The sequence below is a fragment of the Pseudoalteromonas sp. 20-92 genome (assembly GCF_030847595.1).
GTDB classification, from domain to species: domain Bacteria; phylum Pseudomonadota; class Gammaproteobacteria; order Enterobacterales; family Alteromonadaceae; genus Pseudoalteromonas; species Pseudoalteromonas fuliginea.
Genome location: NZ_JANJGQ010000078.1, coordinates 1 through 411, shown reverse-complemented (window position 1 = coordinate 411; position 411 = coordinate 1). Strand labels below are relative to the sequence as shown.

At 45.7% G+C, this 411-nt stretch carries 1 protein-coding gene; it reads right to left on the bottom strand.

Translation table 11 applies throughout. The annotated features are described in order from the left end of the window. Nucleotides 1–411: GTP-binding protein (locus NRL14_RS20820; protein WP_306725519.1), on the bottom strand; the 411-nt coding region annotated here is incomplete at both ends.

Genomic DNA, 411 nt, shown 5'->3' with positions numbered 1-411 from the left:
GATGATACCAGCTTCAACACGACCAGTTACAACAGTACCACGACCCTGGATTGAGAAAACGTCTTCGATAGGCATGATGAAAGGCTTATCGATGTCACGCTCTGGCTCTGGGATGTAAGAATCAAGTGCGTTTGCAAGCTCAACAATCTTATCTTCCCACTCTTTCTCGCCTTCTAACGCTTTAAGCGCAGAACCAGCGATTAGAGGTAAGTCATCACCTGGGAAATCGTATTCTGAAAGAAGTTCACGAACTTCCATTTCTACTAGTTCAAGTAGCTCTTCGTCATCTACCATGTCACATTTGTTCATGAACACGATGATGTAAGGAACGCCAACTTGACGAGAAAGAAGGATGTGCTCACGTGTTTGTGGCATAGGGCCATCTGTCGCAGCAACTACTAAGATCGCGCC